The sequence below is a fragment of the Mycoplasma marinum genome (assembly GCF_004335975.1).
In the GTDB taxonomy this organism is placed as follows: Bacteria; Bacillota_I; Bacilli_A; order Mycoplasmatales; family Metamycoplasmataceae; genus Mycoplasma_K; species Mycoplasma_K marinum.
This window is the reverse complement of sequence record NZ_PSZO01000098.1, coordinates 1-780: the sequence shown is the minus strand read 5'-3', so window position 1 is coordinate 780 and position 780 is coordinate 1. Positions and strand designations below refer to the sequence as shown.

The 780-nt window shown below is 29.1% G+C and carries 1 protein-coding gene; it reads right to left on the bottom strand.

The window, feature by feature from the left end; all coding sequences use genetic code 4:
• Window positions 1-59: 59 nt before the first annotated feature.
• Window positions 60-780, bottom strand: a 721-nt coding sequence (locus tag C4B24_RS04855; RefSeq protein ID WP_131599652.1) for a phosphotransacetylase, incomplete at its 5' end; no start/stop codon positions are given.

Here is a 780-nt window from a genome sequence, read left to right as displayed (position 1 = left end):
CTAAATATTATACTTTGAATTTTTAGTAAAAAAGTAAAAAACTCTATAAGATATTTTACTTAAGCTTGTAAAGCAGTAACCATTATTGTATTATAAATATCGTTAACAGTAGATCCTCTAGATAAATCATTAACAGGTTTATCTAACCCAGTAATAATAGGACCAATGGCTAAATAACCCCCAAGTCTTTGAGCAATTTTATAACCTATATTACCCGCTTCTAACGAAGGGAAAACAAATATATTTGCAGAACCTTCAAAAGATTCATTTTTATATTTAAGTTTTCTGATTTCAGTGTCTATAGCGGCATCGAATTGAATTTCTCCAATTGCCTTATTTTTATTTATTGTTTTTTCATTGAACAACTCTGTAGCTTCTCTAACCATTGATGCTTTTGGATGATTTGCAGAACCTAGAGTTGAAAAAGATAAAAATGCAACTTTTGGATCAATATTCATTTGTGTTGCAAATGATGATGAGTTTATAGCAATTTCAACTAATTGTTCTTTATTAGGCTCGGGGATAACAGAAATATCAGTAAATAAATACGTTCCTTCATCTTTAGACATTACCATTGATGAAGAAATATTTTTCACTCCTTTTTTTGGACCAATAACTTTGAATGCTGGTCTTAATATGCCTGATGTTGGATAACTTAAACCACCAACAACACCATCAATATCACCATTTTTTAATAAAAGCATTGCAAAATAAGGTGGTTCAAATATATTTTTCTCCGCTTGTTCTCTACTTTCTTTACCTTTTCTTATTTTTAAATAT